The following is a 26389-nucleotide window of genomic DNA, read 5'->3' as shown; positions in this document are numbered from 1 at the left end:
GATTCCCTCCTTCGGGGCTTCAGACACGGGCGGTCCAGACGGGGCCCTCGGGGTAGGAGTACTCCTTGAGGGACTCGGGGTGCATCTGCGCGCTCAGCCCCGGCAGCGTCGGCGCGAGGTAGTGGCCGCGGACGACGCGCACCGGGTCGATGAAGTGTTCGTGCAGGTGGTCGACGTACTCGATGACGCGGTCCTCGGTCGTGCCGGAGACGGCGACGTAGTCGAACATCGACAGGTGCTGGACCATCTCGCACAGGCCGACGCCGCCCGCGTGCGGGCAGACCGGCACGCCGAACTTCGCGGCGAGCAGCAGGATCGCGATGTTCTCGTTGACGCCGCCGACCCTCGCGGAGTCGATCTGCACGATGTCCACCGCGCCGGCCTGGAGGAGCTGTTTGAAGACGACCCGGTTCGCGACGTGCTCGCCGGTGGCGACCTTGATGGGGCTGACGGCCTCGTGGACGGCCGCGTGCCCGAGGATGTCGTCCGGGAAGGTGGGTTCCTCGATCCAGTACGGGTCGTAGGGGGCGAGGGCGCGCATCCAGTCGATCGCTGCGCCGACGTCCCATCTCTGGTTGGCGTCGACGGCGATGCGGATGTCCGGGCCGACCGCCTCGCGGGCGACGCGCAGGCGCCGTACGTCGTCCTCCAGCGAGGCACCGACCTTCAGCTTGATCTGGGTGAAGCCGTCCGCGACCGCCTCCCGGGACAGGCGGGCCAGCTTCTCGTCGGAGTAGCCGAGCCAGCCGGGTGTGGTGGCGTAGGCCGGGTAGCCGCGCTCCAGCAGCCGCGCGGTCCGCTCCTCGCGTCCCGGTTCGGCGCGGCGCAGGATGTCCAGGGCCTCCTCGGGGGTGAGGGCGTCGCTGAGCCAGCGGAAGTCGACCTGGGCGACCAGGTCCTCGGGCGGCATCTCGGCGAGGAACCGCCACACGGGCTTGCCGGCCCGCTTGGCGGCCAGGTCCCAGGCGGCGTTGACCACCGCGCCGGTGGCCATGTGGATGGCACCCTTCTCCGGCCCCAGCCAGCGCAGTTGGGGGTCGTGGACGAGGGAGCGGGAGAAGGCCCCGAGGTCGGCACAGACCTCCTCGACCGACCGCCCCACCACGTGCGGGGCGAGGGCGGCGATGGCGGCGGCCTGGACGTCGTTGCCGCGGCCGGTGGTGAAGGCCAGTGCGTGGCCCTCCAGTCCGTCGCCGGCGTCGGTGCGCAGGACGGCGTAGGCCGCGGAGTAGTCGGGTTCGGGATTCATCGCGTCCGAGCCGTCCAGGTGCTCGGACGTCGGGAACCGCACGTCCAGCACGTCCAGGGCGGTGATGCGGGCGGATGAGGGCACGGTGGAGGACATGGCGGCAACTCCTGTGAGGACAAGGGGGAACCGGTCCCCTTGCGACGGGACGTGGACACGGCGGAGGGCGGGCGGCCGGCGGGCCGCCCGGGTCACTCCTGGACCTTGCCGCCGGTGATGCGGGAGATGGCGAGGGCGACCAGGATGATCAGGCCGTTGAGCGCGCCGATCCACTGGGCGGGGACGCCCGCCAGCGTCAGCACGTTCTGGATCATGAACAGCAGGAGGATGCCGCAGAACGCGCCGAACATCGTGCCCTTGCCGCCGTTGAGGCTGATCCCGCCGATGACGGCAGCGGCGAAGACGGTGAAGATGTAGCCGTTGCCCTGCGCCGAGGCGACCGAGGCCAGGCGTCCGGAGAGCATCAGTCCGGCGAGGGCGGCGAGCACACTGCCGGTGACAATGACGATCCACAGCACCCGGTCGGTGCGGATGCCGGCGGCCTTGGCGGCGTCGACGTTGCCGCCGATGGCGTACAGCGAGCGGCCGAAGCCGGTCCAGCCGAGGACCACGATCGCGACCGCGAACAGGGCCAGGCAGATCCAGATGGAGGCGGGCATCCCGAACCATTCGGCGGTGCCGATGTAGAGCATCGACGGCGGCAGCTGGAAGAAGGTCTGGCCGCCGGAGATACCGGTGAGGATGCCGCGCAGGACGATCAGCATGCCCAGGGTGACGATGAAGCCGTTGAGGCCGAAGCGGATGATCAGCAGGGCGTTGACGACGCCGACGAGGGCGCCCACGGCGAGGGTGACGGGGACGGCCCAGGCACCGGGGAGGAGGCCGAGTCCGTGTCCGGCGCCGGCCGGGACGACCAGCCACGCGGCGACGCCGGGCGCGAGGCCCATGGTGGACTCCAGGGACAGGTCCATCTTCTTGACGATCAGGATCATCGTCTGGGCGAGGACCAGCAGGGCCATCTCGGACATGGTCTGGAGGACGTTGATCAGGTTGTCGGCCTGGAGGAAGACCGGGTTGACGATCTGGCCGACGACCGCGATGACGACGATCGCGGGGACGAGGGCGAGGTCGCGCAGCCGGGCCAGGGGTATCCGGCCGCCGAGCAGCGCCGTGCGCCTGCGCCCGGGTGCCGCGGCCTTGGCGGCTTGGTCCGCGAGGACGGTGTCAGGCATCGAGGTCCACTCCTTCCATCGCGGCCACGAGGTCGTGGTCGTGCCAGCCGCGGCCGATCTCGGAGGTCACACGGCCCTGGAACATCACCAGGACCCGGTCGCACATGCGCAGGTCGTCGAGTTCGTCGGAGGCGACGAGCACTCCGGTGCCGGTCTTGGCGGTCTCCTCGACCTTGCCGAGGAGGAACTCCTTGGAGCGCACGTCCACACCCGCGGTCGGGTTGATCAGCACCAGCAGCCGCGGGTCGTCGGCCAGTGCGCGGGCCATGACGACCTTCTGCTGGTTGCCTCCGGACAGGGCGGAGACGGGCAGTTCGGGACCGGGGGTCTTGATCGCGAGGTTCTCGATCAGGTCCTCGGCGAGCCGGTCCCGGCGGCTGTGGTTGAGGAACCCGTGCCGGCCGAGCCGTTTCGGGACGGACAGCGTGGCGTTGTCCGCGATCGACATGCCGGGAACGAACCCCTGGTGGTGCCGGTCCTGCGGAACGAATCCGGCGCCTGCGGCGAGGGCCGCGGGCACGCTGCCCGGCCGGGGCCGGTTCCCGGCGATCCGCACCTCGCCCGCCCGGGGCGCCCGCAGTCCTACGACGGTCTCGGCGACCTCGGTGCGGCCGCTGCCGGCCGCCCCCGCGAGGCCGACGATCTCGCCGGCCCCGACCTGGAGGCTCACGTCGTCGTATGCGTCGCCCCGCAGGCCGCGGACGGTCAGTGCGGCCGTGGCGCCGGGGTCCAGGGTGCCGGTGCGTTCGTCACGCAGGCCGGCCGGTGCCTCGCCGGTCATGGCGGCGACCAGGTCGGCGCGGGGCAGTTCGGCGACCGGCGCGGTCAGGATGTGCCGGGCGTCCCGGAACACCGTCACCATGTCGCAGATCTCGTAGATCTCCTGGAGATGGTGGCTGATGAACAGGAAGGTCACGCCCTGGCGTTGCAGGTCGCGGATGCGGTCGAAGAGCCGGTTGATGGCGGCCGCGTCGAGCTGGGCGGTCGGCTCGTCGAGGATGATGAACCGGGCACCGAAGGAGAGCGCCCGTGCGATTTCGATGAACTGCCGCTGCTCGACGCTCAGTTCACCGGCCGGGGTCTGCGGGTCGACCTCCACCGACCAGGCCGACAGCAGCTCCTGTGCGCGGCGCCGGGTGGCCTGCCAGCTGATGAGCCGGCCGGCTCCGCGGTCGTGCCGGTTCAGGAAGAGGTTCTCGGCGACGGTCAGCCCGGGGATGATCGTCGACTTCTGGTACACGCAGGCCACGCGTCGCCGCCAGGCGTCGCGGTCGCCGAGCCGGGGCGCCGGCTCGCCGCCGAAGGTCACGGTTCCCTCGTCGGGGGCCTGAAGGCCGGTGAGGACCGACACCAGGGTCGACTTGCCGGCTCCGTTGCGGCCGACGAGCGCGTGTGTCTCGCCCGGCCTGATGGTGATCCGGGCCCCGTCGAGGGCCACTGTCGGACCGAACCGTCTGACGATGCCCGTCGCCTCGACGACGGGCGGGGCTGCGGGGGTGATGTCTCGCTCCCCGTCGCTCATCTCAACCGCCTTGTTCTCGTGGGCCGTTGGTTTCCGGTTCCGGGGGAGGTCAGCCGAGGTTGTTGCCCCACAGCGACGTGGCGTCGCTCTTGACGCTGGGCACGCCGCCGTAGGTGGCGCCGTCGGCGGTGACGAGCGGGGCGGGGAGCTGGTCCTCCAGCACGCCGTCGCGGACCTTGATGATGGTGCTGTCGTGGTCGGTCTTGCCGGGCTTGAAGCTCTTCCCGTCGATCGCGGCCTTCAGGTAGTACAGGGCGTACTTGGCGTACAGGTCGGCCGGCTGGGAGACGGTGGCGTCGATCTTGCCCTCGGCGATGGACTTGAGTTCCTCGGGGATGCCGTCGTTGGACACGATGAAGACGTGCTTCTTGTCCTTCGGGCCCACCAACAAGCCCTTCTGCTTGAGCACCTGGAGCGTGCCGGACAGGGCGAAGCTGGACTCCATGTAGACGCCCTTGACGTCCGGGTTGGCGGTGAGGTCGGTCTGGAGCTTCTGGGCGGCGACCGCGCCGTCCCAGTTGGTGGCCTCGCCGAGCACCTTGATGCCGGGGTAGTTCTTCTTCATGCAGTCGTTGAACGCCTCGGTGCGGTCACGGCCGTTGATCGAGTCGAGACCGCCCTCCAGCATGACGACCTTGCCCGTGCCGTTCAGCTTCGTGCCGAGGAACCGGCAGGCCTTCTCTCCGTAGGCGCGGTTGTCGGCCCGCACCACCATGAACACCTTGCCGCTGTCGGGGCGGGTGTCGATGGTGACGACGGGGATCTTCTTCGCCTCCAGCTGCGCGAGGGTGGGTGCGATGGCGGCGGTGTCCTGGGGCGCCATCGCGATGCCCTTGACGCCCTGGCTGATGAAGGTCTGGGCGTTGGCGGTGAGCTTGGCGACGTCGTTCTGCGAGTTGGTGGTCTTCAGGTCCAGGCCCAGTTGTTTGCCGTACTGGGGCGTGTACTTGATGTAGGAGTTCCAGAAGTCGGTGTCGGAGCGCGGGTAGTCGACCCCGACCAGCGGCTCGCCGCCCGACGACGCGGAGGTGGAGCCATTGCCGCACGCGCTGAGCAGAGCCAGTGCGGACAGGGCGGAGACGGATGAACAGAGGGCGGTTCTGAGTCTCATCGATGCTTCCTCGCGCTCGTCCCTGGGCGGGAGCCGTTTCGCCTCGGCGACAGCGGTGTGTTGCCGTGCGGTAGAGATGGGATGTTTATAGACGCGGCCTTCTTGCGATGTCCAGCCTTCTGCGTCAACTTCCTTGGATTATCTGGTTTTCAGCCGCCCCTCGGTGGGGGTACTACCCTGAGAGGATCAGGGATCCATCCCATCAATCCGCTGCGTGCCGGTTCCCGGTGCCGTCACCAGCCCGTCGGCAGGCCGGCGAGGAAGGAGGTGAGCCGGTCGGCGATGAGGCGGTCGTCGTGGGCCGAGTAGTGCCAGTCGCAGCCGAGAAAGTCCAGGCCCGAGTCGTCCAGGAGCCAGTAGCGGACCCGGCTGTCGCCGGCGTCGTTGCGCGCCTTGACCACCTGCTGGACATAGCCGGCGTACTTTCCGGCGCCCACCGCCACGATGGTCGTGCCGGCCCCGTAGCGCGACCGCAGCTTCTGCACGAAGTCGCCGTAGGCGGTGCGGTAGGCCGCCGCCAGGCTGTCGGGCGTCCACGGCTCACCGGGGTTGATGGCGGTGGAGAAGTCGTTGGTGCCCAGGTTGACCACCACCACCTGGGGGCGCCAGGTACCCGGGTTCCGCCAGACATCGCCCGGCGTGTTCAGCAGGGCACGGTCGTAGAAGGTCCGGTACGTCACGTCCGGCGAGCCTCCGTTGTAGTTGCGCACCATGCCGAGGCCCGAGTAGCCGTTGATCTGGTAGTCGGCGTTCAGCCGCCGGGCGGTGAGGGCGCCGTAGCTCACATCGGCGTCGGTGTTCCGCTTGAGCTGGTCCGCGGTGCAGGTACGGGAGGTCGAGAGGTTGCCGTAACCCACCGTGAGGGAGTCGCCGATGAACTCGATCTGGCGGCTGCGGGCCGCAGGCCTGCTCAGTACGGCACCACCGGGCGCGGCGACGAAGCCTCCGAACGTGCTGGTGCTCCACGGGGTGTCGTTGCGCTTGACCAGCCGGACGGTGTGCGTGCCGTTCGACAGGCCGTTGATCCAGTGTGTGGTGTTGCCGGGCGTGACGAGCGTGGCGACGGTGGATCCGTCGATCTGGACGTCGTAGTCGGCGGCCGAGTCGTCGAGGACGATGCCCACGCCGGTGCCGCGGACGCGGCCCTCGAAGTACACGCCGGGCCAGCTGTACCGCACCGAGCTTCCGTCGTCCTCGACCCGCCCCGCGGTGTGCACCTGCGCCAGCACTCCCGCCTTGTACCGCGCGCTCGTGTCCACGGTGGCCGCATGTGCCGTCCCGGCGGCGCCTATGCCGGTCAGCAGTCCCACCATCAGGGTGGTCACCACGGTGAGCACACCCGTACACCTGCCACGCCACTGCATCCTGAGTGTCATACCCGCACACGATATTGTCGAAGCGCTTCGCAAGTAACCGGGCGGCGACGCTTCGTGGTCGGGATCGGGCGGCATGAGGACAGGGCCGTTTCGCTAGGGCCTCTCTTTCGGATCTTGCCGGCGTCGCGGGCCCTGGCACGCACATCTGCGGCGTTGTCGTCCCTCTCCCCCACGCTCGGCTTCGCTCGCGCGGGGGGACCCCCATCGCGTCGACTCGCTCCTCCGCCTTGCATCTGCACGCTCCCCCAAGCTCTCGACTCCTCCCCCACTCTCGGCTCCGCTCGAGCGGGGGGACCCCCATGAGCAGGGGGCACCCCCATGACCCCGCTCGGGTCGGCCGAGAAGGCGCCGGCACCGCAGCCGACCTGATCCGAAAGAAAGGCCCTAGGCGATCGGGTCGGCCTGGGTGGTCTGCTCCGTCCAGATGATCTTGCCGTGGGCGGTGTAACGGGTGCCCCATCGGTGGGCCAGCTGGGCCACGATGAGCAGGCCGCGGCCGCCCTCGTCGGTGGTCCGGGCGTGCCGCAGGCGTGGCGAGGTGCTGCTGCCGTCGGAGACCTCGCAGATCAGGCCCCGGTCCTGGATCAGCCGCAGCACGACGGGTCCGCTCGCATGCCGGATGGCGTTGGTGACCAGTTCGCTGACGATGAGTTCCGTGGTGAACGTCAGGTGGGAGATGCCCCAGTCGGTCAGCTGCCGGGTGGCGAGGCTACGGGCGTGCGCGACGGCGGCCGGATCGCTGGGCAGGTCCCAGGAGGCGACCTGCTCCGGGGCCAGCACCCGGGTCCGGGCGAGGAGCAGGGCCGCGTCGTCCATGGGCGGACCGTTCAGGAGACTGTCGATCACACTGCGGCCGGTCTCCTCCAGGGTCGGCCGGGGCACCGCGAGAACATCGCCGAGCCGGGCGATCCCGACGTCGATGTCCCGGTCGACGGACTCCACGAGGCCGTCGGTGTAGAGCGCGATGAGGCTGCCCTCGGCCAGTTCGGTCTCGGTGGCCTGGAAGGGGAGGTAGCCCAGGCCGAGGGGTGGTCCGGCGGGAATGTCCAGGATCTCCGCCTCGCCGCCGGGTCCGACGACCATCGGGGGCAGATGACCGGCTCGCGCCATGACGCACCGCCCGCTGACCGGGTCGTAGACGGCGTACAGGCAGGTGGCGCCCAGGAAGGCGGCGCCCGGCGTCTCGCCCTCGGCCGCCGCCGGCGCATCGGTGTGCGCTCCCATGAGACCGATGACCAGGTCGTCCAGATGGGCCAGCAGCTCGTCCGGGGAGAGGTCGAGGTTGGCGAGCGTACGGACGGCGACGCGCAGGCGCCCCATGGTCGCGGCCGCGTTGATGCCGTGCCCGGCCACGTCTCCGACGACCAGGGCGATGCGGGCACCGGACAGCGGGATCACATCGAACCAGTCGCCGCCCACGCCACTGGGGGCGTCCGCGGGGAGGTACCAGGAGGCCGCCTCCAGGGCGGAGCCCCCGTGCAGGTCCTGCGGGAGCAGATAGCGCTGCATGGAACGGGCCGCGCTGCGTTCGCGGGTGAACCGGCGCGCGTTGTCGATGCACACCGCCGCACGGGAGACGAGTTCCTCGGCCAGACGTACGTCGTCCTCCTCGAAGGGGCCCAGCCGCCCGGAGCGGGCGAAGGTCGCCACGCCCAGGGTGACACCGCGGGCCCGCACGGGGACCACCATCACCGAGCGGAGGCCGTAGTGCAGGAGCGAGGCGCCCAGCGTCTCGTCCACGGTCACCCAGGGGCTGCCCTTGGCGTCCAGGACCCGTTCGACCAGGGTTCTGCTCTCCATCAGACAGCGGGTCACGGGCGACGCAGGGGCCCGCCGGACCGTCTCCCCCACGGCCAGGGAGGCCTCGGGGCAGCCCTCGCGCACCGACTGCTGGGCCGCGCGTCGGATGACCGGCTCCATGCCGACCGGACCGGGGGCCGGCTCCTCGCCGCGCATCACCGAGTCCAGCAGATCGACGGCCACGAAGTCGGCGACGGCCGGCACCGCGTCGTCGGCGAGTTCCTGCGCGGTCCGCGACACGTCCAGGGTGCTGCCGATGCGGCTCGCGGCGTCGTTGAGCAGGGCCAGGCGTTCCTGGGCCCGCCACCGCTCGGTGATGTCGATGATCATGTACCAGACGCCCACGTTCTGGCCGTGGCGGTCCTTCATCGCGAAGAAGGAGACGGAGATCGCGCGGCTCCGGTCGGGCTGCGAGAAGTTCGCCCCCCGGTATTCGTAGTCCATCACCGGAGTGCCGGTCTCCAGGACCTGGCGCATCTGCTCCTCGAAGGCCTCCGCCTCGGCCTGCGGCAGGACCTCCGCCAGCCGCCGCCCCAGCCGCCGCTTCATCGGGATCTGGTGGTCGAGCCACTCGTTCACCCAGACGTAGCGCAGGTCCGTGTCGAGCACGGCGATGCCGACCGGCGCATGGGTCAGGAAGGGCGTGAGCATCAGCTGGCTCACCCCGCCGCCCGGCATCCGCCAGAAGGCCCGTTTCGGGGGCCGGCCGACGAATCTGCCGAAGAAGAGTGCGGCGGGCGTGGCGACCAGGACGCCCGGAAGCATCTCGTAGACCCCCGACCAGGGGGGACCGAGCAGCGGACCGACCTCCTTCCACACCAGCACCGTGGCCGCACCGGACAGGATCCCGGCCATGGCTCCGGCCCAGGTCATGCGCGGCCAGTAGAGCGAGAGCACGACGACCGGACCGAAGGCGGCTCCGAAGCCCGCCCAGGCGTAGCCCACGATGCCCAGCAGCCCGCCGCCTCTGAGCGCGATCAGCGAGGCCACCAGCGTCACGCCGACGACGGCGGCGCGGCCCACCCACACCAGCGAGCTGTCCGAGGCGCGCCGGTTGAGGAACGCGTGGTAGAAGTCCTCGGTGAGGGCCACGGACGACACCAGGAGCTGGGAGTCGGCGGTCGAGATGATCGCGGCGAGTACGGCGATCAGCATCATCCCCGCGCCCCACGGGCTGAACAGCATGCGGCTCAGGGTGATGTACACCGTCTGCGGGTCGTGCAGCGGCGTACCGGCCTGCGCGGCGCCCAGCAGCCCGACGAGCGTGGCACCGGCGAGTACGACGACGACCCAGCCGGTCTCGATACGGCGGGCCACGGGAACGGCGCCGGTGCTGCGGATGCCCATGAAGCGGGCCAGGATGTGCGGCTGGCCGAAGTAGCCGAGGCCCCAGGACAGCAGCGAGATGATCGCAACGGCGCCGAGCGACCCGCCGTGCGCGGACCACTTGCCGTCGCTCAGGTCGACCTTGGCGCCCATGTCCAGCAGGCCGGGGCTCTTGCCGTTGAGGGAGTCGCGCAGCGCCCCGAAGCCGCCGAGCGCCGAGAGACCGACGACGGGGAGCACGAGCAGGGCCAGGAACATCAGCGTGGCCTGTACGACATGGGTCAGGCTCACGGCCAGGAAGCCGCCCAGTCCCGAGTAGACGACGATGACCAGGGCGGTCAGGGCCACTCCGAGCCGGAACCCGGCACCGAAGATGTGGCCGAACAGCACTCCGCCGGCCACCAGCCCGCTGGCGACGTAGAAGGTGAAGAACACGAGGGTGACCGCCGCGGAGACCAGCCGCAGCATCCGGGTGCGGTCCTCGAACCGCTCCTCCAGGTACGCCGACAGGCTCACGGCGTTCCCGGCGCGCTCGGTGTAGGTGCGCAGCCTCGGCGCGACGATCAGCCAGTTCAGATAGGTGCACACCACCAGCCCGACCGCGATCCAGCTCGCCCCCAGACCGGCCACGTATACGGCCCCGGGAAAGGCCAGGAAGAGCCAGCCGGACATGTCGCTGGCCCCCGCGGACAGTGCCGCGACGAGCGCGGGGAGCCGGCGGTCGCCCAGGGCGAAGTCGGCGAAGGTGTGGGTACGCCGGTAGGCCCAGACACCGGTTCCGATCATGACGGCCACGTACACGAGGAACGTGACCACGATCTGCGCACTCAAGTCGGACATAATGCCTCGCCTGCGAGGTTCATGACCATGGACACGGCCGTCGCACACCGGACGGCCGTTTCTGGGCCTACAAGGCAAATCTACAGATTCCGGCCACCACTAGCCGACAGGGAGCCCGTCCCGGCCGCGACGAGCAGGCCTGTGTCACCCCCTGTCATGCGGCCATGGCCTCGTGTCACCTTCGCCAGAACAGATGGTGGGTCACCCCGCTCGGGCTGGGGACGACCTCCAGATGGAAACGGTCGCGCAGCTCGTCGGGGGAATCCCATAGCCGCAGGCCGGAACCGAGCTTCACCGGTGAGACCGCCACATGCAGGGTGTCCACGAGGCCGGCGTCGAGGAACTGCCGGATGGTGGTGACCCCGCCGCCGAGCCGGACGTCCTTGCCCTGCGCCGCTTCCCGTGCCCGTGCGAGGACCGTGGCCGGGTCGGCGTCCACGAAGTGGAAGGTGGTGTCGGAGAGGGTGAACGACGGACGCGGGTGGTGCGTCATGACGAACACCGGCGTGTGGAACGGGGGCTCCTCCCCCCACCAGCCGCGCCAGGCGTGGTCGTGCCAGGGCCCGCGCTGCGGCCCGAACTTGTTGCGGCCCATGATCTCGGCACCGATGTTGTGTGCGAAGTCCCGCGTGAAGTAGTCGTCCAGGCCCCGGCTCCCCCCGGGATCCGTGCGCATGGGCCAGCTGGCCGTGGCGCCGGCCCAGGAGAACAGCCTCTCGGCATGGTCGAGGCCGAACGGTCTCTCGAGGCTCTGGTGCTCACCGGCAGCGACGCCGTCACTCGAGACGTTGAAGTTCATGACCCTCAGCAGTTGCTCCATGTGTTCCTCACCAGGTCCTGTCGCGTCGTCGTGCGGCAGGGCGCCGCACACAGGGATGTCGAACGGGATCCGGCGGGATCGACAGCGGCCCGCGACTTTTTTGTCACGGCCCGGCTCCGAACGCCGTGACGGCCCGCCCGCCCGGTGCTCAGCGCGCGCGGGTGCCGAGGACCGCCGCCGCGTCCGCCGTGATCTCGGCGGCCGTGGCGAGCAGCGCGGGCAGGATGGCCGTCCGCGCCTGCCCGACGGAGGTGCGTCCCGAGTGCAGGGCGACGTTGACCGCCGCGACGACCTCCCCGTCGGCGCCCCGCACAGGGACCGCGATCGAGCAGAGGCCCTGCTCCAGCTCCTGGTCGAGCACCGCGTGGCCGTCCCGGTCCACCTGCTCCAGGATGCGCGCGAGCTCGTCGCGGCCGGTGACCGTGTACGGGGTCAGGGGCAAGAGGTCGGCCGCGGACAGCCAGGCCGCGCGCTCCGCGGCCGGCAGTCCGGCGAGCAGGACCCGGCCCATCGAGGTGGCGTGGGCGGGGAAGCGGGTGCCCTCCGTGATGTCGACGCTCATGATCCGGCCGGCCGCGACCCGGCTCACGTATCGGATGTCGGGGCCGTCGAGCACCGCGAGGGAGGCCGATTCGCGTACGTCGCGTACGAGCGCGGCGAGGTGCGGGCGGGCGATGTCGCCGAGGGAGAGGTCGGACAGCAGGGGGTAGCCGAGGTCGAGCACGGACGGCAGAAGCGTGAACCGGCCGTCGTCGCAGGTGGCGTAGCCGAGCTGCTCCAGGGTGAGCAGGGACCGGCGGGCCGTGGCGCGGGCCAGCCCCGTGGCCTGCGCCACCGCGGACAGCGTCAGACCGGCGCCGGAGCGGCTGCCGAGAGCCGTCAGTACGGCGAGCCCCCGGGCCAGCGACTGGAGGTACTCGGGGCCGAGTTCCCGCTTGGCGGCGGCGGTCGGGTCCGGATCGCCGGCGGGGGCGGCCGGAGGTGCCGTTCGTACGGCGGCGAGCGCGTCGGACATCAGGGCCGCGGTGTGCCGCAGCGGTTCCAGGGCGTGCTCGCGCAGGCCTTCGGCGGTGTGGCGGCTGGTGTGGCTGACCACGCTGAGGGCGCACAGGGTGCGGCCGTCGGCGTCGTGGACCGGGACGGCGAGGGCGACCAGACCGGGCTCGACGAGCTGGTCGTCAAGGGCCCAGCCGCGTTGGGCCGCGGCGGCCGCGAGCGCGCGCAGCTCCGCGTCGTCCAGGCGCGGGCGGTAGGGGCCGGGCAGCGCCGGGAAGTCCTCGGGCCGCCGGGAGCGGCGTGCGGCGAACCGCTCGCCGGGCCAGTCGGCGGCGAACAGCGCGCCGGGGGCGCAGCGGTCGGCGGGGAGCGCATCGCCGACCCGGAAGGAGACGGACAGGGCGCGGCGCCGGGTGTGCTGGACGACGAAGCGGACGGCGTCGCCGTCGGGCACCGCGACGGAGACGGACTCGTCCAGCTCGTCGGCGAGCCGCGCGGCGAGCGGGCCGGTGGCGGCGGGCACACCGCAGGCGCGCAGATAGGCGGTGCCGAGGGTCAACGCACGGGGGGCGAGGGCGAGTTCGCGGTCCTCCTCGCGCAGGTGGCCGAGGCGGACCAGGGTGGTGGCGATGCGGTCCACGACCGACCGGGCCAGGCCGGTCTCCTTCGCCAGCGCGCTTGCGGTCAGCCGCCCTTGAGGAGACCGGGCCAGCAGCCGGAGGACCGTGAGCCCCCGTTCCAACGGGCCGACCGGCGCCTCGACTGCGCCGTTCTGCGTCATTCGTCCTCCCTGCGCGCGCGGTGCACCCGTTGACAAGCCGACGGCGGCGGATGGACACTCGCAAGCATCTCCATTTATGAACTTTAGTTCACTGGGCGAATACCCGCAACGTCTCACGCCGACGAACGGACGGACGTCAATGGACAAGGTGGTTCCCTCGGCCGAGGCGGCCGTCGCCGACATAGGCGACGGCGCTTCGCTGGCCGTGGGCGGATTCGGGCTCAGCGGAGTCCCGAACGTACTCATCGACGCGCTCCACCGGCAGGGCGCCGGCCGCCTGAGCGTCGTATCGAACAACTGCGGTGTGGACGGCGGAGGTCTCGGGACGCTGCTCGCCTCGGGGCGGATCGCGCGGGTCGTCGGCTCGTACGTCGGCGACAACAAGGAGTTCGCCCGCCAGTACCTCAGCGGCGAGCTGGAGCTCGAACTCACCCCCCAGGGCACACTCGCCGAGCGGCTGCGGGCCGGCGGCGCGGGCATCCCCGCCTTCTACACCGCGGCCGGGGTGGGCACCCTGGTCGCCGAGGGCGGACTGCCCTGGCGGTACGCCGCCGACGGGAGCGTCGCCGTCGCCTCGCCGGCCAAGGAGGTGCGCGACTTCGACGGGCGCCCGTACGTCCTGGAGCACGGCATCACCACCGACTTCGCGCTGGTCCGCGCCGCCCGGGGCGACCGCCACGGAAACCTGGTGTTCGCCAAGGCTGCGCGCAACTTCAACCCGCTCGCCGCGATGGCCGGCCGGGTCGCGATCGCCGAGGTCGAGCAGCTCGTCGAGCCCGGCGAGATCGATCCCGACGAGGTGCACCTGCCCGGCGTCTTCGTGCAGCGCGTCCTGGAACTGACCCCCGAGCAGGCCGCCGACAAGGGCGTGGAGAAGAGGACGGTGCGCGGCTGATGCCCTGGACACGCGACGAGATGGCGGCCCGCGCGGCCCGTGAACTGCCCGACGGCGGCTATGTCAACCTCGGCATCGGGCTGCCCACCCGGATCCCCGGCCACCTGCCCGACGGCGTCGACGTCGTCCTCCAGTCGGAGAACGGCCTGCTCGGCGTGGGCCCCTATCCGACCGAGGACGAGGTCGACCCCGATCTGATCAACGCCGGGAAGGAGACCGTCACCACCGTCCCCGGTGCGGCGTTCTTCGACTCCGCGCTGTCCTTCGGCATGATCCGCGGCGGCCACATCGACGTCGCCGTGCTGGGCGCGATGCAGGTCTCCGCCCAGGGCGACCTCGCCAACTGGGCCGTCCCCGGCAAGATGATCAAGGGGATGGGCGGGGCGATGGATCTCGTGCACGGCACCCGCAGGGTCATCGTGCTGATGGAGCACACCGCCAAGGACGGCTCCGCGAAACTCGTGGACCGCTGCACCCTGCCGCTCACCGGCCGGGCTTGCGTCCACCGGATCATCACCGACCTCTGCGTCCTCGACGTCACCGAGGACGGACTGCGCCTGGTCGAGCTGGCGCCCGGGGTCACTCCCGAGGAGGTCCGCCGGCGCACCGCCACCGAGGTGCACGGCCTCGACGCCGTCCGCACCGGCGAGGAGAACCGCACCGTCGGGCCAGGGGCTGGCCCTCGTCCTGGAGCGCTGACATGACACACCCGCACCTGCCCCGGCAGGCCCCCGTCCCGGACCAGGCGACCCAGGCGACCATCGACGCCGAGATGGCCGCCGTACCCCCCAGCGGTGCCGTCCATCCCGACCGCGCCTATCCGCCGTACCGCAGCAGCGTCCTGCGTCACCCCCGGCACTCCCCCGTCACCGTCCAGGGCGATCCCGACGCCGTGGAACTCACCGGCCCGGTCTTCGGGGTCACCGACGTCACCGCCCTCGACTCCGATCTCACCCGGCAGCACGCGAACGAGCCGCAGGGCGAGCGGATCACGGTCGGCGGACGGGTCCTCGACCGTCAAGGGCGCCCGGTCCGGGGCCAGTTGGTGGAGATATGGCAGGCCAACGCCTCGGGCCGGTACGCCCATCAGCTCGATCAGCACCCGGCCCCGCTCGACCCGAACTTCACCGGCGTGGGCCGCTGCCTGACCGACGACCAGGGCCGCTACCACTTCACCACGGTCAAGCCCGGCGCCTATCCGTGGCGCAACCACCGCAACGCGTGGCGCCCCGCCCACATCCACTTCTCCCTCTTCGGCACCGCCTTCACCCAACGGCTGGTCACACAGATGTACTTCCCGGGCGACCCGCTGTTCCGGTACGACCCGATCTTGCAGTCGGTCACCGACGCCGCCGCCCGCGACCGCCTCGTGGCGACCTACGACCACGATCTGTCCCGCCCCGAGTTCTCGCTCGGGTACCGCTGGGACATCGTGCTCGACGGCCCCGCCGCCACCTGGACCGAAGGAGACCCGCAGCCGTGACACCGCCCGAAGGAGTCACCGCCTCCCAGACCGTCGGGCCCTTCTACGGGTACGCACTGCCGTTCGCCGGCGGCGGCGACATCGCACCCGTGGGAGACCCGCGGACCATCACCCTGCACGGTGTCGTACGCGACGGCGCCGGCGCGCCCGTTCCCGACGCGCTCCTGGAGTTCTGGCAGGCCGCCCCGGACGGCTCGCGCACCGGAGCGCCCGGCTCCCTGCGCCGCGACCCCGTCACCGGCGCGGTCATCGGCCGCGACGGCACCACCTTCACCGGGTTCGGACGCGTCCCGACCGACGCCGACGGCCACTACGCCGTCCGCACCCTGCCGCCGAGCCCCGACGCGCCCTACCTCAGCGTGATCGTCTTCGCGCGCGGGCTGCTGCACCATCTCCACACCCGCGCCTACCTGCCCGGCCACCCGGACGACGCGCTGCTCGCCGGGCTCCCCGAGCACCGGCGGGCCACCCTGGTCGCCGCCGAGGAGCGGGACCGGGTGCACCGCTTCGACATCAGGCTCCAGGGGGACGACACCGAGGAGACGGTCTTCCTTGAGTTCCGCTGACACCACCGCCCACGAGGCGTCCGACGTCGGACTGCTGTCCCCCGGCTGGGCCGGCTCGCCCGTGGCGGCGGCGACCGGCGACCGCGCCTTCCTCCAGGCCATGCTGGACGCCGAGGTGGCACTCGCCGACGCCCTGGGCGCACCGGAGTCCGTACGGCGCGAGATCGGGGCGGCGGCGCGCGCCGACCGCTTCGACCTGCGCGCCCTCGCCGAGCGGGCGCGCGCGGGCGGCAACCCGGTGATCCCCCTCGTCGCCGACCTCCGGGCGGCGGTGAACGACGAGGCGGCCGCCTGGGTGCACCGGGGCGCCACCAGCCAGGACATCCTGGACACCGCGCTCATGCTGGTCTCCCACCGCGCCCGAGCGCTCCTCCTCGCCGACCTCGACACCACGGCCGAGGCCCTGGCGCGGCTCGCCACGGCGCACCGGAGCACCCCCATGCCGGGCCGTACGCTCACCCAGCACGCCGTGCCGACCTCGTTCGGCCTCAAGGCGGCCGGCTGGCGCCATCTGGTCCTGGACGCCAGAGACCGCCTCGCCTCGCTCGTCCTGCCCGCGCAGCTGGGCGGGGCGGCCGGCACGCTCGCCGCTCTCGACAGCCGTGTCGACCTGCTCGCCGCCTACGCCGCCCGCACCGGCCTCGCCGAACCCCTGCTTCCCTGGCATGTGCTGCGCACGCCGGTCGCCGAGCTGGGCACGGCCCTGGCCCTGGCCGGCGGCGCGCTGGGCAAGCTCGCGGCCGACGTACTGCTCCTCTCCCGCACCGAGACCGCTGAGGTGAGCGAGGGCACGGGCGGCGGTTCCAGCGCGATGCCGCACAAGGCCAACCCGGTCCGGGCCACCCTGATCGCCGCCGCGGCACGCCGCCTTCCGCAGCACGCCGCGGTGCTGCTGTCGTCGCTCGCGGCCGAGGACGAGCGCCCCGCCGGGGCCTGGCACGCCGAGTGGCAGACGGTCCGCGACGCGCTGCGCCTGGCGGGCGGCGCCGCCCGGGACGCGGCCGAACTCACCGCGGGGCTGCGGGTCCACCAAGAGGCCATGCGCGCCGGCCTGGATCTGACCGAGGGCCTGATCGTCTCCGAACGGCTGGTGGCGGCCCTCGCGGAGTCCGTCGGCCGGCCCCGGGCACGGCAGCTGCTCACGGACGCCGCACGCGACGCCGCGACCGGCCCGCGGCCGCTGGCGGACGTCCTGGCGGCCCTGCCCGCCGTACGGGACGCGCTCGGCCCGGACCGGCTGCACGACCTGCTGGACCCCACACGGTACCTGGGCGCCGCGCCGGAACTGACGGACCGTGCGCTGGAGCGTACGGCACACCCCCACAAGGAGAGCTGATGCCTCTTCTGCACCATGTCGTCGAGGGCCGCCCCGACGCGCCCCCACTCCTCCTCGGCCCGTCGCTCGGCACCAGCCTCCGGCTGTGGGAGGCGCAGGTGCCGGTGCTGGCCCGCGGCCGGCGGGTCGTCCGGTACGACCTTCCCGGGCACGGCGGCTCCCCGGCGTCCCTGCTGCGGGAGAACTCCGTCGCCGCGCTCGGCGGCCTCGTCCTGGACCTGGCGGACGCGCTCGGCGTGGACCGGTTCGCGTACGCCGGGGTGTCCCTGGGCGGCGCGGTCGGCGCCTGGCTCGCCGTCCACCACCCCGAGCGCGTCGCGCAGCTGGCCCTGGTGTGCACCTCGGCCCGCTTCGGCGAGCCAGCCGCCTGGCGCGAGCGGGCCGCACGCGTCCGCTCCGAGGGCGTGGCGTGGCTCGCCGACTCGGCTCCGGCCCGCTGGTTCGCGCCCGGGTTCGAGGGCACGGAAGCCACCCGGGCGCTGGTCGCCGACCAGCGGGCCGCCTCGCCCGCCGGTTACGCCGCGTGCTGCGACGCCCTGGCCTCGTACGACCTCGGTGACCGGCTCGACCGGATCACCGCCCCCACCCTGGTGATCGCCGGCCGGCAGGACGCGGCCACACCGCCCGCGCATGCGCGCCGGCTCGCCGACGGCATCGCCCGGTCCACCCTCCTGGAGATCGACGGCGCCGGCCACCTGGCGCCGGCCGAGCAGCCGGCCCGGGTGCTGACGGCGCTGACGGGCCACTTCGGCATCACCGAGCACGGGGACGGGACGGCCGTACGGCGTGCGGTGCTCGGTGAGCAGCATGTGGCGCGGGCCACCGGTGCCACCACCGCCTTCACCGCCCCCTTCCAGGACTTCATCACCCGCTACGCCTGGGCGGACATCTGGACCCGGCCCGGTCTGGACCGCCGGACCCGGAGCTGCATCACCCTCACCGCCCTGGTCGCCCGCGGGCACTACGAGGAACTGGCCCTGCACGTCCGGGCGGCCCGCAGGAACGGCCTCACGGTCGCCGAGATCCAGGAGGTGCTGCTGCACAGCGCGGTGTACTGCGGTGTGCCCGCCGCCAACCAGGCCTTCGCCGTCGCCGACCGCGTCCTCGCCGAACTCGACGTACTCGACGAAGAGAGCGCCCCATGACGATCCCCTCCCACACCACGGTCGCCGTCGTCGGCGGCGGCCCGGCGGGGCTGCTGCTCGCCCGGCTGCTGCACCGGGCCGGCGTCGACTGCGTGGTCCTGGAGTCCCGGGACCGTGCCTACGTCGAGCAGCGGCAGCGCGCCGGCATCCTCGAGCAGGGCACGGTCGACGCCCTGCGCGACTGCGGCGCGGCCGGGCGGCTGGACCGCGAAGGCCTGGTGCACGACGGCGTGGAACTGCGCTGGGGGCGCCGCGGCCACCGGATCGACTTCCCGTCGCTCACCGGTGGCCGCCGGGTCTGGGTGTACGCCCAGACCGAGGTCGTCAAGGACCTGATCGCCCTCCAACTGGCCGACGGGGCACCCCTGTTGTTCGAGGCCGAGGTCAGCGCGGTGACCGGAGCGGACACCGGGCGGCCCGTCGTCCACTACACCCACGAGGGCGTCGCGCGGACCCTGGACTGCGCGTACGTGGTGGGCTGCGACGGGTTCCACGGTGTCGTCCGCAAGGCGATACCCGAAGGGGCACTGCGGACCTGTGAGCGGGTCTACCCGTACTCGTGGTTCGGCATCCTCGCCGACGCACCGCCGGCCTGCGACGAGCTGGTCTACGCCCACTCGCCGCGCGGCTTCGCCCTGCACAGCATGCGCTCGCCCTCGGTGAGCCGGCTCTACCTCCAGGTCCCGAACGGCACCGATCCCGCCGCCTGGAGCGACGAGCAGATCTGGGACGAGCTGGAGGAGCGCTTCGCAGTCGACGGGCCGTGGCGTCTCAACCGCGGCCCCATCACCCAGCGTGCCGTCCTGCCGCTGCGCAGCCATGTCACGGAGCCGATGCGCTGGGGCCGCATCTTCCTGGCCGGCGACGCCGCGCACATCGTCCCCCCGACCGGCGCCAAGGGCCTCAACCTCGCCGCCGCCGACGTCGTCGTGCTCGCCCGCGCCTTCACCGACTGGGCCGCCACCGGCACGACGGCCGCGCTCGACGCCTACTCGGACACCTGCCTCCGGCGGGTCTGGCGGGCGGAGCACTTCTCCTGGTTCATGACGACGACGATGCACACGGCCCCGGACCAGAACCCGTTCGACACCAAGCTGCAACTCGCCCAGCTCGACCGGATCGCCACCTCCCCGCACGCGGCGGCGGAACTGGCGGAGAACTACGCGGGTCTCCCGGTGGCCTGACCCGCCCCGGGCGGCACCGGCTGTCCGGGCCGGCTACGCGGACGGCGTGCGGGTGCGCTCTGCCATCGCTCTCCAGAAGCGGCGCAGTTTGCGGTTGCTCATCCCCTGCCAGCCCGCTCGCTTGCGTCGAGGTATCAGGCCGGACACCAGTGACTGTTGCTGCCGACAGAAGGGCTCACGCAGTTCCGCGGCCGGCTGCTCCCCCTTCGCGGGGTAGGGGCACAGCTCGAACTTGCAACCGCGCAGGCAGCATGTGCCGGGCGCGGCCTTACCCGGCATGCCGACCGTTCGCTCGGGATGGAGAACCGTCCGATCCGATGTGAGGCAGGGCGGCAGTTCCGTCCGGTTGGTCCGCTGCAGGCGGTCGTCGACCGAGACTCCGTCCCGTTCCGTGAGGTTGAGCAGCAGCAGTACGTCGGCGATGAGTTGCTGGGCCCGGGGGTGCAGCGTGCTCCAACCCACGGACGGGGGGATCCACAGGTTGTGTTTGCGATAGTCCGTCGGATCCGCCGGACTTGAGCCGATCTTCAGAGTGGCCCCCGTCTCGTCGATCCAGATGTACCGCTCCGGATGCCCGGTCTGGAGTGCCAGTGCCGCGAGGTCCCCGGCCTCGGCGACGAAGGGGTGCAGCCGCTTTCCCCCCTTCACCGTCAGTTCGTCGGCGGGCCGGTCACCGGGGGCCTGCGCGGAGCCGGCCATGCTCAGCCAGCGTTCCACGGCCCGAAGCGGCTCGGCCCCAAGCCGGCTCCCGTCTTCCTCGCTGTCGGGGCCGTCGCCGCTGTCGCGAAGCTCCCACAGACACAGCGCGTGGATGAGCGTGAGCTGCGAGTACCAGTAGCGTGCGTGCGTGAGCATGCGTTCCGCCTGCTCGATCAGGAACTCGCGGGTCTCGTTGGAGGTCGCGGGGTGCCGCCTGCGGCGGTTCGCGGCCCCCTTGAACCCCTGAGCGAGAGCGATCTCCAGAGATATGGGAAGGTCGGCCCGTCCGGTCGCGGAGTTGGGGACCAGGTGCCGCAGCCAGAGATCCATACGTTCCCTGGCCACACTCCTGCGGTCGACGCCCACGGAACCCACCACCATGGGAACCAGCCACGCCCTGGTGACGAACTGGCGCCAGATCTCGACCGCGTCGGTCGGCTTCTCCGTCTGCTGCCGGGCCGGAGGGCTGAGCTTCTTCTCGCGTTCCAGGCCCTCCCAGTATTTCTGGTCGGCCATGGCCTTTCTGTACTGCTCCCAGGGATCGTCGGTTTCGGAGTCCGGGTCCTCCCTCTTCTTCGGCCAGGGAAAGAGCTGGCGCACGGCGTCGAACGCGTGGTCGCCTCCCGCGCCCATCTCCTGGGCGATAGCGAGCCTGACGGGATAGCTGGGCTCTTTCCAGCTGATCCTCATCAGATCGCTGTAAGCCGGTTTCTCCCATGCCTGGGAATCCGCACCCTTGGCTGCCTCGTCCAGTCGGCGCGCCGCCTCGCCGAAGCGCTGCACGAGCCTCAGCTTCGCGTCGTCGAGCGTCCTCGCGTCGCCGCCCTTGAGTTCGGGCCAGCGCTCCCGAACTCTTCGCGCGATATCCGCGTGAGCCGAGTCGCCGATCTTACCGGTGTCGATCTCCAGTGCCGCCGCGTACAGCTCGAACGCCTTCTCGTCCTCGCGGCCTTCGGCAGCCTTGAGGAGCAGGTCCACAGTGGACCGCTGCGGCGCCTCCCCGTTGTGCCGCGAACGCATGATCAATGCGATGAGGAGTTCACGAGCCGGGTCGGCCAGTGCCTCCTTGAGAACGGAATCGGAATTCTCCTGGACAGCGTCGAGGAAACTGGAGCCGAGATATGCCTGGAGAATACTGTGCGGAAACCTCACCTTGTGGCTGTACGCCTCCACCAGGCCAAGCTGATCCCCTTGCGCCGCAAATCGCGACAAGGTAGCTCGCCAGCACCCCTCCGAGGCGTCACGCCCCGGCAGGCCGCCGACCCGCTTTCTCAATTCGTTGACGATCGCCGGATAGCGAATCTCCGGATACCGCCAGCCTCTCTTTTTGCCGCTCCAGTTGACCAGCTGGGCGAAATTGACCTCCTGCCGGTCCCGGAGCAGACCGATACACGCCATGGCCGAGATGACCTCGACGGTTCTCACCCGCTGCTCGTGCGGGATGTCGAAGCGCTCGCGCAGATGGCCACGGACCAGGGCGTCGACCCATGACCGCAGCAGCCGCAGCCGGATCCCCGCGCGGTCACCGCCCCGCGTGTCCATCTCCCCCCGGTCGCGGGCACCCTCGTAGTGCTCGAGCAGTTGGCGCTGTTTGAGCTGACGGGCGACCTGCAAATACAGGGGTGACTCCGCGACGGCGGCCGTCTCCACGATCCAGTCCAGCCGCCGGCCCTCGGCACCGGAGTTCTGCTGCCCCAGGTAGGTGAGCGCGGCCTCGTCGCTGAGCGGCTCCAGATCGATCACGGCCGCCCGTGTGCCTTCGACCGCGGCATGCGGGCGGGAGGCGATCACCAGGGGAATCCCCTGCTGCTCCGCTCGTTCGATGGCGTAGCGGATCAGTCCGTCCCGCTCCGCCTGGCGATCGTCGTCACTGAACGCCTCTTCCAGTCCGTCCGCGATGACGACAACCTTGTCGTCCATGCAGAGCTGTCGCCAGATGCGTTCGGCCTGTGCCCTGGAAATCACCCCTGGGTCCACCAGGTCGCAGAACCGCTTTTTGGCCATTTCGCTGAAATTCAGCTCGCTACCGTCGAGGTCGACTCTCCGCAGATGGATGGGAACGGGGAGCACTCCCTTTTTGGCCAGTACCTGCGTCAGCTGCACGAGTACCGCCGTCTTTCCGCTGCCGACTCCGCCGACGAGCAGATACGGCCGACGCCAGCGACGGTTGCGAAGGGCCTGGGCCATCACCGAGCACAGTTCTTCCCGGCCGACGACCTCGTCGACGATCGTCCCCGCCGTCGGTACCAGTTTCCGCGGGGTCTTCCTGGCGATGCGACGCACCCGATGGATCGTCTTGACATATCGCAGAGTGAGAAACGTTGCGAGACTCAGGGCAAAGGCGAGAAATGGCGTGGCGAAACTGATGACGACACCACAGGACTCAGTCTTATGTTCACAGCGATGGTCAACAGCACCGGGTTGGTTGTTGACGATCGCATAGATGGCCCACGCCAGCCAGCCCAAAAACAGAACTGCGGCACAGTAGGACAATATCCTGATATATGTCGCGGGCGTCCTCCGCAGACGCCAACGCCGGGCGAGCGGGACCCTGCGCTTGGCTTCCCGTTTAATTCGAAACATTCTCGATCTCTGGGGCCAGTAAGTGCCCACCCGAGACCAGAACCGTTTCCCGTGCAGACGGAGCGACTCGTTCGCCGGCCGGTACTTCCCTTCAGGGCGCCGGATGATCTGACTCATCTTGGCCTTCCCTCGGTGACCCGACTGGGTTGGTGCCAGGAACCAGGCTACGCGGTCCGGGATGACCCCGCACCTCGCCGTCGGTGCGGACGCACACCCGCAAACCTTCCGTATATAGGAAAATCACACTGACCATCACTTCATGAGTATGCACCCTGCAACCAACGTGGCCCGGAAAGATCAAGAGCACTCGCATGAGTGAAACAGTCCGCACCATTTGGCTTCGACACACATGACTCGACTACGGTGATGGAAGAGCGGGTGCTGGGCCCCATCGACAAGAATTTCCGGCCCAGCCAGGGAACCCCGAAATCTGGAAATGGGTGCTTCCTTCCGCCCATCTGTGTGCTGCTTCGGTGTTCGCAGCACCCGGGCTCCCTGTCATACGTATGCGTAGAGAGGATGGAGCATCATGCCGCCCGTAGTACCGCCCTTCCTGGTCGGCCTCATCGCCGCGCCACTGGCCAAGCGTCTCCTCAAGCCGCTGGTGCGCGGCGTCGTCAAGACCTCCGTCGGCCTCGTCCTCGAGGTGAAGAAGGCGACCCTCGAGGCCGGGGAGAACATCCACGACCTGGCCGCCGAGGTGGCCGCCGAGATGATGGCGGCGCAGATCGCCGCCGGTGACGTCGACGCCGGTTCCGGTGACGGTCGGCAGGCCGCCGTCGAAAGCACCGCCCCGAAGAGCGAGAAGGACGAGGCCGCCGCCCGGGCCGAGGGCGAGGCGAGGGCTCCGAAGATCCGCGCGACCGCCGGCGCGGGCGCCGGCGCCGGCGCCGGCAAGACGCGCTGACGGTTCGGCGGTCCGGGCCGCTGCTCGGGTGCAGAAAAATGCACCCGAGCGGTGGTCGGTCCCGAATCCGCTGGTCGCATCGCTTTTCCCCAGAATTACCACTCTGCCGCATGAATGCGTCGTGCACGTGACGGATTCTGCAACCTCCGCAAACAGGGGATCGTACACATGACATCTCTGCTGGGTGCCGCAGCCGGATATCACCCCTTGGATGTGGACGTGCGCCCGCGTTCGGTCATTCCGGGCCGCCAGCGCTGGGACGTCAGGCCCGTTCTCGGGCGGCCACGGGCGGCCGACGTCCTCGCCGCGACCCTGCGACGCCTTCCCGGCATCACGGAAGCGAAGGCCAGTCCGGTCACCGGCGGCGTCCTCGTCCGGCACGACGCCCGGCTAAGGGCGACGGACGTCGGCCGGCTCGTCCGCAGAGCCGTCACCCTGGTCCTGGAGGGACAGGCCGGTGCCGGGGGCCCGGCGCCGGCCGGACCCGCCGCCGAGTCGGCCCCGCGCGCGGAGCGCGGTGTCGTGGGTCCCGTGCTCGCCGTCGGGGGCGGGGTGGCGGCCGGTGTCGCCCTGCTCCGCGGGTCGGCGCTGAGCAAGCAGCTGGTCGCGCTGGGCGGAGTCGCGGCGGCGACCGCGGCCGTCGTCCGGAAGGCCTGGCGCAGTACGGCCGAAGCGACCCGTGACCTGCCCGGAGCGGACACCGGGCCACACCCCCTGCTGGAGATCGTCGGACCGCACCGCGGGCGGCTCTACCGCGCCTCCGCGCTGTCGGTCGCCTGTCAGGTCTCGGAGATGGCACTCGGCACCTTCCTCGGCTGGACCGCACTGGTCCTCATCAAGGGCGAGGCCGCACCGCTCGTCCGCTTCGGGCTGACGACCGCGTCCGCCCAACTGTGGGGCCTGGCAGGGCTGGTGACCGCCGCCTGTGCCGCCGTGGCGGGCCTGTCGTACGCCTCGAACCTCCAGTGGCGCCGGCTCGGCCAGGACATCGAGCACGACTGGCGCAACCGGACGTACGCCCATGTGCAGCACCTCGAACTGCGGCACCTGGAGGGCGAGCGGACCAGCCGGATCGCCGGCGCGCTCACCGACGACGTCCGCCAGCTGGGCACCTTCTTCGCCACCTCGGCCAACGACGTGCTGCAACTGGGCACCAGCGTGGCCCTCCTGGTGCCGGTGTTCCTGCTGCTGGCCCCGCAGATCGCCTGGATCGCGTTCCTGCCCATCCCGGTCATCGCCTGGCTGTCGTTCCACTACCAGGACAAGGTCACGCACGACTACGCCGTCTCCGGCGAGCGCCGCGCCAGACTGCACAGCCAGTTGGTGAACACGCTGGAGGCCGGCGCCACCGTCAAGAGCTTCTGCACCGAGGACTACGAGGCCGAGCGCATCGACCGGCTGAGCGGCGAGGCCCGGCAGAGCAACGAGCAGACCGACCGGAGCACCATCCGCCACGCCGAGATCGTGCGGGTCTGCACCACCGGCTCGATGGCCGGGACCCTGCTGATCGGCGGCCGGTCGGTACTCAACGGCAGCCTGCCGTTCGAGGTGTTCAGCCCGCTGATCGGACTGCCCCAGATGGTGCTGCTGCGGATGAACCGGCTCGGCGGCATCGTCGACCAGTACCAGCGCACGATCACCGCCTACGACCGGGTCCGGCAGCTGCGCGCCCTGCCCGCCGAGACCGACGGCACCGGCGGACCGCTCGACGTCGAAACGGTGCGCGGGGAGGTCGTCCTGGACAACGTCACCTTCGCCTACCCCGGCCGGCCGCCGGCGCTGGAGGATCTCTCGCTGACCATCCCCGCCGGTCAGGTCACCGCCCTCGTCGGCGCCACCGGCTCCGGCAAGACGACCATCGCCAAACTGCTGATGCGCTTCCAGGACACGGAGTTCGGCAGCGTGCTGCTCGACGGGCGGGACGTGCGCGACCTGCCCCGGCACGACCTGCGCCACGCGATCGGCTTCGTCGCCCAGGACCCCTTCCTCTTCGACGGCACCATCGCCGACAACATCCGCTACGGCAGCTTCGACGCCTCGGACAAGGCCGTGGTCGAAGCGGCGATGCTGGCCGAGGCACACCCCTTCGTCGCGACCCTGCCGCACGGCTACGACACCGTGATCGGCGAACGCGGCGCCGCACTCTCCGGCGGTCAGCGGCAGCGCATCGCCCTGGCCCGCGCGATCCTCAAGGACGCGCCGGTCGTGATCCTCGACGAAGCCACCTCCGCCGTGGACAACGAGACCGAGGCCGCCATCCAGCGCGCGCTCCGCGGCTTCGCGGCCGGCCGGACCATGGTGATCATCGCCCACCGGCTCTCCACCGTGCGGCACGCCGACCGGATCTACGTCATGGACAAGGGCGGAGTCGTGGCCGAACAGGGCACCCACGACGAACTCCTCGCCCAGCACGGACTCTACGCATCCCTCTGGCAGCTCCAGGCCGGCGAACTCGCCGGCTGACCCCACCTGCCGCACCACCCCCCGAACGCCGGCCGCGTGACATCACCGCGGCCGGCGTGTCCCGGCGCGCCCAGCGAC

Annotated in this window: 18 protein-coding genes; 9 read left to right on the top strand and 9 right to left on the bottom strand. The window is 71.0% G+C overall.

Annotation, left to right across the window (positions count from 1 at the left end; all coding sequences use genetic code 11):
- Positions 1-19: 19 nt before the first annotated feature.
- From ACZ5CZ_RS08840 to ACZ5CZ_RS08805, 8 genes are all read right to left on the bottom strand, one after another.
- Positions 20-1345, bottom strand: coding sequence for an L-fuconate dehydratase (locus ACZ5CZ_RS08840; protein ID WP_385846211.1), 1326 nt, complete (start codon positions 1343-1345; stop codon positions 20-22).
- Positions 1346-1437: 92 nt separating this feature from the next.
- On the bottom strand, positions 1438-2478 hold the full coding sequence (locus ACZ5CZ_RS08835) for an ABC transporter permease (RefSeq protein WP_385846213.1): 1041 nt from the start codon (positions 2476-2478) through the stop codon (positions 1438-1440).
- The gene (locus tag ACZ5CZ_RS08830) at positions 2471-4000 is read right to left on the bottom strand and encodes a sugar ABC transporter ATP-binding protein (RefSeq protein WP_468940584.1); all 1530 of its coding nucleotides are present in this window, start codon (positions 3998-4000) and stop codon (positions 2471-2473) included. Before ACZ5CZ_RS08830 ends, ACZ5CZ_RS08835 begins: the two co-directional genes overlap by 8 nt.
- A 49-nt stretch (positions 4001-4049) precedes the next feature.
- Positions 4050-5111: a sugar ABC transporter substrate-binding protein gene (locus tag ACZ5CZ_RS08825; RefSeq protein WP_385846215.1), complete on the bottom strand. Its 1062-nt coding sequence runs from the start codon at positions 5109-5111 to the stop codon at positions 4050-4052.
- Between the two features lie 233 nt (positions 5112-5344).
- On the bottom strand, positions 5345-6424 hold the full coding sequence (locus ACZ5CZ_RS08820; RefSeq protein ID WP_468940745.1) for an SGNH/GDSL hydrolase family protein: 1080 nt from the start codon (positions 6422-6424) through the stop codon (positions 5345-5347).
- A gap of 447 nt (positions 6425-6871) precedes the next feature.
- Positions 6872-10453: a sodium/proline symporter PutP gene (gene putP, locus ACZ5CZ_RS08815; RefSeq protein ID WP_468940580.1), complete on the bottom strand. Its 3582-nt coding sequence runs from the start codon at positions 10451-10453 to the stop codon at positions 6872-6874.
- 175 nt (positions 10454-10628) lie between these two features.
- Positions 10629-11273 (bottom strand): dihydrofolate reductase family protein, encoded by a 645-nt coding sequence (locus ACZ5CZ_RS08810; protein ID WP_468940577.1) that lies wholly within the window; start codon positions 11271-11273, stop codon positions 10629-10631.
- Between the two features lie 148 nt (positions 11274-11421).
- On the bottom strand, positions 11422-13050 hold the full coding sequence (locus ACZ5CZ_RS08805; protein WP_468940574.1) for an IclR family transcriptional regulator domain-containing protein: 1629 nt from the start codon (positions 13048-13050) through the stop codon (positions 11422-11424).
- Between the two features lie 139 nt (positions 13051-13189).
- On the opposite strand from ACZ5CZ_RS08805, the gene ACZ5CZ_RS08800 reads away from it, so the two are divergent.
- Genes ACZ5CZ_RS08800 through ACZ5CZ_RS08770 form a run of 7 tightly spaced genes read left to right on the top strand, consistent with a single transcriptional unit; the run spans position 13190 to position 19659 of the window.
- A complete protein-coding gene (locus ACZ5CZ_RS08800) occupies positions 13190-13945 on the top strand; it encodes a CoA transferase subunit A (protein WP_468940572.1) in 756 nt (251 codons plus the stop codon).
- Complete coding sequence (locus tag ACZ5CZ_RS08795; RefSeq protein WP_468940570.1) at positions 13945-14649, top strand: CoA transferase subunit B; 705 nt, start codon at positions 13945-13947, stop codon at positions 14647-14649. The genes ACZ5CZ_RS08800 and ACZ5CZ_RS08795 overlap by 1 nt, the downstream gene beginning before the upstream one ends.
- Positions 14646-15428: a protocatechuate 3,4-dioxygenase subunit beta gene (gene pcaH / locus ACZ5CZ_RS08790; protein ID WP_468940567.1), complete on the top strand. Its 783-nt coding sequence runs from the start codon at positions 14646-14648 to the stop codon at positions 15426-15428. Before ACZ5CZ_RS08795 ends, pcaH begins: the two co-directional genes overlap by 4 nt.
- Positions 15425-15994 (top strand): protocatechuate 3,4-dioxygenase subunit alpha, encoded by a 570-nt coding sequence (gene pcaG, locus ACZ5CZ_RS08785; RefSeq protein WP_385846225.1) that lies wholly within the window; start codon positions 15425-15427, stop codon positions 15992-15994. Before pcaH ends, pcaG begins: the two co-directional genes overlap by 4 nt.
- The gene (gene pcaB, locus ACZ5CZ_RS08780) at positions 15981-17330 is read left to right on the top strand and encodes a 3-carboxy-cis,cis-muconate cycloisomerase (RefSeq protein ID WP_468940564.1); all 1350 of its coding nucleotides are present in this window, start codon (positions 15981-15983) and stop codon (positions 17328-17330) included. The genes pcaG and pcaB overlap by 14 nt, the downstream gene beginning before the upstream one ends.
- A complete protein-coding gene (gene pcaDC / locus ACZ5CZ_RS08775) occupies positions 17330-18475 on the top strand; it encodes a bifunctional 3-oxoadipate enol-lactonase/4-carboxymuconolactone decarboxylase PcaDC (RefSeq protein WP_468940560.1) in 1146 nt (381 codons plus the stop codon). Before pcaB ends, pcaDC begins: the two co-directional genes overlap by 1 nt.
- Complete coding sequence (locus tag ACZ5CZ_RS08770; RefSeq protein ID WP_468940558.1) at positions 18472-19659, top strand: 4-hydroxybenzoate 3-monooxygenase; 1188 nt, start codon at positions 18472-18474, stop codon at positions 19657-19659. The genes pcaDC and ACZ5CZ_RS08770 overlap by 4 nt, the downstream gene beginning before the upstream one ends.
- Positions 19660-19692: 33 nt before the next feature.
- On the opposite strand, the gene ACZ5CZ_RS08765 is transcribed toward ACZ5CZ_RS08770, so the two are convergent.
- Positions 19693-22851 (bottom strand): NACHT domain-containing protein, encoded by a 3159-nt coding sequence (locus ACZ5CZ_RS08765; protein ID WP_468940555.1) that lies wholly within the window; start codon positions 22849-22851, stop codon positions 19693-19695.
- A gap of 619 nt (positions 22852-23470) precedes the next feature.
- Between ACZ5CZ_RS08765 and ACZ5CZ_RS08760 the strand changes: the two genes are divergently transcribed.
- Both ACZ5CZ_RS08760 and ACZ5CZ_RS08755 read left to right on the top strand, forming a co-directional pair.
- The gene (locus ACZ5CZ_RS08760; RefSeq protein WP_467541206.1) at positions 23471-23848 is read left to right on the top strand and encodes a DUF5132 domain-containing protein; all 378 of its coding nucleotides are present in this window, start codon (positions 23471-23473) and stop codon (positions 23846-23848) included.
- A gap of 168 nt (positions 23849-24016) precedes the next feature.
- Positions 24017-26311 (top strand): ABC transporter ATP-binding protein, encoded by a 2295-nt coding sequence (locus ACZ5CZ_RS08755; RefSeq protein WP_468940550.1) that lies wholly within the window; start codon positions 24017-24019, stop codon positions 26309-26311.
- Positions 26312-26389 lie beyond the last annotated feature (78 nt).

This window comes from Streptomyces sp. NPDC031418, from assembly GCF_055581605.1.
This window is presented reverse-complemented; position numbering and strand designations above follow the sequence as displayed.